This is a genomic window from Methylobacterium variabile, from assembly GCF_001043975.1.
Classification (GTDB): domain Bacteria; phylum Pseudomonadota; class Alphaproteobacteria; order Rhizobiales; family Beijerinckiaceae; genus Methylobacterium; species Methylobacterium variabile.
Window position 1 is genome coordinate 25,938 of sequence record NZ_LABY01000036.1, and the last position, 7,112, is coordinate 33,049.

Genomic DNA, 7,112 nt, shown 5'->3' on the forward strand with positions numbered 1-7,112 from the left:
TCCTCAGCTGTATCACCCTGCTAATCATCGACTTCAACTCTTTCGATGCAAGATGTTAGACATGAAACAGCGGGCGACAATCCAATTTCTGGCATCCGCCGCATTTTCTCTGATTTTTTCGGCAGCATTAATCCTATTGTTTCACAAGATTTCGCCGCGCGTGACAGCATTGACGCCGATAGACGGCGCGACGGAAGTCTATCACGGACTGCCGATCGGGGTCGGATTCTCTCAGGCGATGGCGCCGGAGACCATCGGCGCCGCGACCCTGTCGCTGCGGGACGCCGACGACCGCGAGGTGCCGGTCGCGATCGCCTACGATGCGGACAGCCGGCTCGCCCGGATGACGCCGCGGACCCCGCTCCGGCCGGGAGCCTCCTACCGGATCGCGGTCGGCACCGGCACCCGGCCGACCGACATGCTCGGGCTGCGCCTGCGCGAGCCGGTGGAGGGGCGCTTCACCATGGCGGCCGCGCCGGTGCCGGCGGACGCGCCCGGGGCGCCGATCCTGGTCGCGATCGGGCCGCAGAACCCGTTCGGGCCGTACTACGCCGAGATCCTGCGCGCCGAGGGGCTGAACCTCTTCGCGATGCTGCCGATGGAGGCCCTCACGCCGGAGCGCCTCGCCGGCGCCGCCCTGGTGCTGCTGACCGAGGCGCCGGGCGAGGCGCTGGCTGGGCGGCTCGCCGCCTGGGTGCAGGAGGGCGGCAACCTCATCGCGATCCGGCCGGAGGGCGGGTTCCTGTCGCTGTTCGGCCTCGCCCAGGCCGGATCGCCGGTGACGGAGCGCTACCTGCAGGCCGACGCGCAGGCGCCGGCCGCCCGCGGCATCGTCCCGGACGCGATCCAGTTCCATGGCCCGGCGAGCCGCTACGCCCTCGAGGACGCGACCGCGATCGCCCGGCTGTCGACCGGAGCGGAGACCCTGCCGAACCCGGCCGTCAGCCTGCGCCGGGCCGGCCAGGGCCAGGCGGCGGCCTTCGCCTTCGACCTCGCCACCTCGGTCGTGCGCCTGCGCCAGGGCAACCCGGCCTGGGCCGGCCAGGAGCGGGACGACCGCCCGCCCCGGCGGCCGAACGACCTCTTCTACCCGAACTACCTCGACCTCGCCCGGGTCGCGATCCCGCAGGCCGACGAGCAGCAGCGCCTGCTGGCCAACCTGATCGTGACGATGAGCGCCGGGCGCCTGCCGCTGCCGCGGGTCTGGTACCTGCCGGACGAGCGCCGCGCCGCGATCATCCTGGCGGGGGACGACCATGGCACCCCCCGCGGCACCCTGGATTCCTTCGAGCGCCTGGTCGCCGAGAGCCCGATCGATTGCCGGCCGGAGGCCTGGGAGTGCCTGCGCGCGACGTCCTACGTCACGCCGAACACGCCCCTGGCGCCGAGTCAGGCCCGGGCCTACGCGGCGCTCGGCTTCGAGCCGGCCATCCACGTCGACACCGGCTGCCGCGACCGCGACGCCGCCGCGGTCGGCCTGACGCTGAACCGGCAGGCCGGGCACATCGGGACCCAGCTCGGCCTGCCCCGGCAGACGACCCACCGGATGCACTGCGTCGTCTGGAACGGCTGGGCCGACACCGCCAAGATCGAGCGGGCCGCCGGAATCCGGCTCGACCTCGGCTACTACTACTGGCCCGGCGCCTGGATCGGGCAGCGGTCGGGCTTCATGACCGGCTCGGGCTTCCCGATGCGCTTCGCCGACGTCGACGGCCGCGTCCTCGACATCTACCAGGCCGCCACTCACCTGGTGAACGAGAACGGCATCCACCAGCGGAACGGCATCGCCGCCATGCTCGACCGGGCGCTCGGCCCCGAGCAGTTCTTCGGCGCCTTCGGCAGCCACTACGACTACACCGACGGCTACCTCGACTTCCTGGTGTCGGCCGCCCGGGACCGGGGCGTCGCCCTGATCTCGGCGGACCAGATGCTGCGCTGGCTCGACCGGCGGGAGGGTGCGCGGTTCGAGGCCCTGGTCTGGGACGGGCACGACCTGACCTTCCGGGTGCGCCTCGCCCCCGGGCCGGAGCGGGCGACCGGGATGCTGCCGCTCTGGGCGCTGTCGCACCGCCTCGCCGCGATCACCCGCGGCGGCCAGCGGGTGCCGTTCCGGACCGCGACGATCAAGGGGATCGACTACGCCCTGTTCGACCTCGAGCTCGGGACCTACGGCGCGCTCTACGACGAGAAGACCTCGGCGATGCCCTTCCCGGCCCCGCTGCGGTGAGGGCCGCGGCGCCGTGCACCACCCCGGGGACAGGCACCTTCGGCGACCCCGGGCGTTGGGGCGGGCACGTGCCCGCGCCCCGCGGGCCACTCACTGCATCGAGGCCCGATCCGATGGCTGCCGAGACCAACGACCTCTCCGACCGCGCCCTGTCGATCTTCAGCTTCGCGGCCTACCACCACCTGATCAGCGGCCAGCCGATCAGCTCGGTGGTGCGCCGCGACGGCAGCGGCCACCGCGCCGATCCGGAGGGGGCCGCCGAGGTGGAGAGCCGGGGCCTCGCGACCCTGAGCGACGACGAGATCACCTTCACCGAGCCGGGCGTGGCCTTCGTCGAGCAGGTGGTCGCGGCGATCCGCCAGGCCACGGGGCGCTGATCGCGGGCGCTTGACGGCCCGTCGGCACCGGTGCGAAGCCTCACCCGCGGCGCGCCTCCCGACGCCGCCCGGGAGGAGGACCGGCCCTTGGATGCGCCCGCGGCCATCGGCCTCGCCAGCCTGATCGACCACACGCTCCTGCGGGCCGACGCCACGGCCGCCGAGGTGCGGCGCCTGTGCGAGGAGGCGCTGGAGCACCGATTCAAGGCGGTCTGCGTCAACCCGGTCCATGTCGGGCTGGTGGCGGAGATCCTGGCGGGCAGCGATGTCGCCGCCTGCTCGGTCGTCGGCTTCCCCCTCGGGGCCGTGCCGCCGGAGGACAAGGCCGCGGAAGCCGCCGGGGCGGTGCGCCGCGGCGCGGCCGAGATCGACATGGTGATCGCACTGGGCGCCCTGAAGGAGGGCCGCCACGACGCCGTGCGGGCCGACGTCGCGGCGGTACGGGCCGCCTGCCGGGAGCAGGTGCTGAAGGTCATCATCGAGACCTGCCTGCTCGACGACGCGCAGAAGCGCCTGGCCTGCACCCTCGCGGCGGAGGCCGGGGCCGACTTCGTCAAGACCTCCACCGGCTTCTCGACCGGCGGCGCCACCGTGGCGGACGTAGGCCTGATGCGCGCGACGGTGGGCGACGCGGTCGGGGTCAAGGCCTCGGGCGGCGTGCGCAGCCTCGAGACCGCCCGCGCCCTGGTCGCCGCCGGCGCGACGCGCCTCGGCACCAGCTCGGGCGTGGCTCTGGTGACGGCGGGGGTGGCGACCAGAGGTTACTGAAGGTTTGTGGCACCGACGACAGGGGACTGCGCGAACCGGATGAGAGCTCCTTCGAACCCGAGCGGATCCGTCCCGCTGGATTTGCTTGTAGAACTTGGCGGACGGCGACCAGAGCCCCGCGCAGAACGGAAGCTTGGCGACGTCCGCCGTAGTGGTCAGGCCGGTCGCGAGCACGAGGGCGGGAGCGCACCTCAGGACCCCGCCTCTCCGTAGCGGACTTGTTCATCGTCGCGACCAAGACCTCACCATCGGCGATATCGGCCCATGGTGCGAGCTGCCGCCCCGCCGGCGACCTCGCGCCAACAAAGATGCGGCGATACACGGACAACAGCGTCCTTGATCGTCGTCCCGGTCGCAAATTGCTCAAGTTTGATTCCATTTCATAACCATCTCACCATCTACCATCGACGACAATCGACTGCATTTCAGGGTTTTTGAACTTTTCGGCGCGAGCTTCACAACGTGCGAGGGGCTGGGGACGCGACGTGGGCGTCCGTGATCTGGCCGTCGAGACTGGATTGGGCGCGATGTTGAAGCAGTGGATCCTGGCGGCAATTGTCCTGGCATCGGGGAGCGTCGCGCGAGCCGAGAGCGGAGGCGGCTACAGCTACCCGGTCGGGCTCGACGCGAACGGCGACAACTTTCTCGCCCTGCGCAGCCGGCCGACGACGCTGGAGGGGGTCCGGTTGCGCAAGCTCGGGCCGGGCACGCTGTTCAGCGTGATCGGTCGGCAGGGCGCCTGGTACAACGTGCGCCTGCTCGACGGCGAGAGCGGATGGGTCTACAGCCGCTACGTCGGATGCTGTGCCCGCGGGCCACAGGGGCCGGCGCCGGCGGTCGCACAGAGCATGCAGGTCGTCGTACAATCCGGTGAGGCCGAGGCCGCGCGGCTGCGCGGGCAGGTCGAGCAGCTCACGGCTCTCGTCCGCGCCAGCCAGGAGAAGCAGGAGCAGCGCGATCGGGAGGCCGAGGCCGCTCGGCAGGCGGCCGCCCGGGCAGAGGCCGAGCGCCCGCCGGTGGCGGACGAGGACGCCCTCGCAGGATTGAGCGCACGCTTCGAGCAGGCGGCGGCGAATCGCGCCTCGTATCTGACGCCGACCAAGCCGGATGACCAGGATCTTGGCCGCACGGCGCGCGCTGCCTCCGAGCATTTCCCGAAAGTGCCTTTCTACATCCCCGGCACACGGGAGAGCGGGCGGTTCTGGGTCGAGCCCCGCGTCGGCGACACCGGCCAGCTGTCCTACGACATGGTCTTCGTCGACCCACGCGCCAGCGTCGACCAGAAGCGGGCCACCATCGACTTGACCCCTGAACAGCTCGACCGGATGAAGCTGGCCATCGCCAAGATCTCGCTCTGGTCCGACATTGCCCACCGCAACGAGGTCCGGCGTCACTACCGCAAGCGGGTCGATTGCTTCCCGGACGCGTCGTGCCCGCGTGACGGCGACAAGATCGACGGCAAGTCCTCGACCGAGATCGTCTTCTTCGTGAATGAGGACGGATCGACCGGCGGCCGCATCCAGCGGAACAAGGGCCGCTACGACGAGGGCTACAACGTGTCCGTCAAGTCGGCCCGACTGCTCGCCTCGTACCTGGGTTACGTGCAGAGCCGCGGCGAGCGCGACTACGCGGCCGGAACGCGCACCGCTGCGGATCTCGACGTCATGTTCAAGTGATGCGAGGTCGAGAGGAGACGTCTAAGCCGTCCGGCCGGTACCGACCCGGCCGCGAGCCGTCCTCGTCGGTGAAGCCGTAGCGCCCGGCGAGGTCGGCCGCGTGCAGCACCTGCCCGGCCAGGGCAGCGACGCCGGGATCGCCCGCCAGCGCCGCGAGCGCGCGGCCGGCGTAGAGCGGGCTCTCCCCCGCTTCCCCGGCCATGCCGGCCTCCACCACCCGCTCGGTCCGCACGAGGCCCGGCGCGAGGGCGAGGGCCGTGACGCCGTGGGGCCTCAGCTCCTCCGCCATCGCCAGGGCGAGGCGATTGGTGGCGGCCTTGGCGAGGTCGTAGAACAGGTCGCCGAGATAGGCCTCGGTGTCGAAGGATATCAGCGCCAGGAGGCCGCCCTTGGCCGAGACCATGGCGGGGGCCACCGCCCGGGCGAGGATGAGGCCGGCGAGCGGCCCGGTCTCGAGGTTGTGGCGCACCGGCGCGAGGCCGCGGCGCCAGAAGGCAGTGCCCCAGGCGGCGCCGTCGGGATAGCGCACGCCGTCATAGCCCTCGTTGCCGCCCCAGACGCTCGATACTGCAACGTCGATGCGGCCGAAGCGGCGGAGCACCCAGTGCACCATCGCGTCGACCTCGGCCTCCCGGGTGTGATCGCAGAGGTAGTGGTGGCCGCGCCCGCCCGCGAGGTCGACCTCCCGGGCAGTGTCCTCCAGGGCCTCGCGGCGCTGGTCGGTGCGCGGCCCGGTCTCGCTCGAACGGGCCGTGACCACCACCGTCGCCCCGGCCTCGCCGAGCGCCCGGGCGATGCCGCGGCCGACCCCGCGCGACGCGCCGGCGACGAGGCAGACCTTGCGCGACAGGTCCGGGACGCCCGGTGGCCTCACTGCGCGGCCTTGGTGGCAGCACCCTTGGGCGCCGCGCCGCGGGACAGGAAGCGGCGGAACGCCTCCTGGGCTTCCTCTGAGCGGAGCGCCGCATCGAAGGCCTCGGCCTCCGCGTCCATGGCGGCCCGCACCGCGTCGCGGTCGCCGCGGATCAGCCGGCGCGCCGCGGCGAGCGCCTGCGGCGGCTTGGCGGCCAGCTTGGCGCCCTGCGCAAGGGCGTGCTCGAGGAGCGCGTCCGCCGGCACCACCGCGTTGGCGAGGCCGAGGCGCACCGCCTCGTCCGCTCCGTAGGCCTCGCCGAGAAGCAGCAGTTCCGTCGCCTTCGGCACGCCGACCCGGCGCGGCAGCAGGTAGCTCGATGCCGCCTCCGGCACGAGGCCGAGATCGACGAACGGCATCCGGAAAGTGGCGGCGGGCGCCACGTAGACGAGGTCGCAATGGAGGGTCAGGGTGGTGCCGACCCCGACCGCCAGCCCGTCCACCGCCGCCACCATCGGGGTGCGCGTCACGGCGAGCTGCCGGATGAAGCGCAAGGACGGCGCTTCGCCGAAGGACCGCTCGGCCCGGGCGACGAAGTCGGCGATGTCGTTGCCCGCGGTGAACACACCCTCGGCTCCGGAGAACACCACGGCGCCGACGCCCGAGCCGTCCCGGTCGGCGGCCTCGAGGGCCTCCCGCATGGCGTCGTACATGGCGCCCGTGAGGGCGTTCTTCTTCTCCGGCCGGGCGAGCCGCACGAGGCGGACGCCGCCGGGCTCATCGGTGATGCGGACGTGCTCGGTCATGGGGAATCACCAGTACATCGGCTTGAGCGGGCGATGATCCGCCCCATCAACGGAATGACGTCCTCCAGCGTCATCCTGGGGCCGCGAAAGCGGAGCCCTGAATCCAGAACCGCAGGGGTGAGAGAACGAAGCGGAACGCCGTCCGCTCTGTCCTGGACCATCGGCGCATCTGGACTCCCGGGCTCCGCTTTCGTGGACCCCGGGATGACCAAGAGGGTGTCAGGCGAGGTGTGGTCGACTTTCGAAGCGGGCTGAAGCGACGTCCCGGACGGTCCGCCCCTCACCCCGCGAGCGCGAGCGCCCCATCCTGCAGGAAGCCGCCGCCGCCCGTCACCGTCTCCTCCAGCCCCCGCGCCGCGGTCGCGAGGTTTTCGGCGAAGAAGCGGGCGAGCGCGATGCGGGCGG

The 7,112-nt window shown here is 72.0% G+C and carries 6 protein-coding genes; 4 read left to right on the forward strand and 2 right to left on the reverse strand.

Features of this window, described 5'->3' with window-relative positions; all coding sequences use genetic code 11:
- Nucleotides 1-61: 61 nt before the first annotated feature.
- The 4 genes from VQ02_RS06230 (at nucleotide 62) to VQ02_RS38680 (ending at nucleotide 5,048) form a co-directional block, all read left to right on the forward strand.
- On the forward strand, nucleotides 62-2,227 hold the full coding sequence (locus tag VQ02_RS06230; RefSeq protein ID WP_245239644.1) for an Ig-like domain-containing domain: 2,166 nt from the start codon (nucleotides 62-64) through the stop codon (nucleotides 2,225-2,227).
- Between the two features lie 113 nt (nucleotides 2,228-2,340).
- Nucleotides 2,341-2,604, forward strand: a complete 264-nt coding sequence (locus tag VQ02_RS06235; protein ID WP_048443298.1) for a hypothetical protein — start codon at nucleotides 2,341-2,343, stop codon at nucleotides 2,602-2,604.
- An 87-nt stretch (nucleotides 2,605-2,691) separates the two neighbouring features.
- Nucleotides 2,692-3,372 carry a deoxyribose-phosphate aldolase gene (deoC, locus tag VQ02_RS06240; protein WP_048443299.1) on the forward strand — a complete coding sequence of 227 codons (681 nt, stop codon included), beginning with the start codon at nucleotides 2,692-2,694 and terminating at the stop codon, nucleotides 3,370-3,372.
- 485 nt (nucleotides 3,373-3,857) lie between these two features.
- On the forward strand, nucleotides 3,858-5,048 hold the full coding sequence (locus tag VQ02_RS38680; RefSeq protein ID WP_245239645.1) for an SH3 domain-containing protein: 1,191 nt from the start codon (nucleotides 3,858-3,860) through the stop codon (nucleotides 5,046-5,048).
- On the opposite strand, the gene VQ02_RS06250 is transcribed toward VQ02_RS38680, so the two are convergent.
- Entirely contained in the window at nucleotides 5,041-5,922 is an 882-nt protein-coding gene (locus VQ02_RS06250; protein WP_048443301.1) for an SDR family NAD(P)-dependent oxidoreductase, read from the reverse strand. The genes VQ02_RS38680 and VQ02_RS06250 overlap by 8 nt on opposite strands.
- Entirely contained in the window at nucleotides 5,919-6,707 is a 789-nt protein-coding gene (locus tag VQ02_RS06255; protein WP_048443302.1) for an enoyl-CoA hydratase-related protein, read from the reverse strand. The genes VQ02_RS06250 and VQ02_RS06255 overlap by 4 nt, the downstream gene beginning before the upstream one ends.
- Nucleotides 6,708-7,112: the final 405 nt, after the last annotated feature.

What these genes read in the sequence shown, in the direction of transcription:
- VQ02_RS06230 (WP_245239644.1), top strand. Translation starts at nt 62, where the DNA reads ATGAAACAGCGGGCGACAATCCAATTTCTGGCATCCGCCGCATTTTCT.
- VQ02_RS06235 (WP_048443298.1), top strand. Translation starts at nt 2,341, where the DNA reads ATGGCTGCCGAGACCAACGACCTCTCCGACCGCGCCCTGTCGATCTTC.
- VQ02_RS06255 (WP_048443302.1), bottom strand. Translation starts at nt 6,707, where the DNA reads ATGACCGAGCACGTCCGCATCACCGATGAGCCCGGCGGCGTCCGCCTC.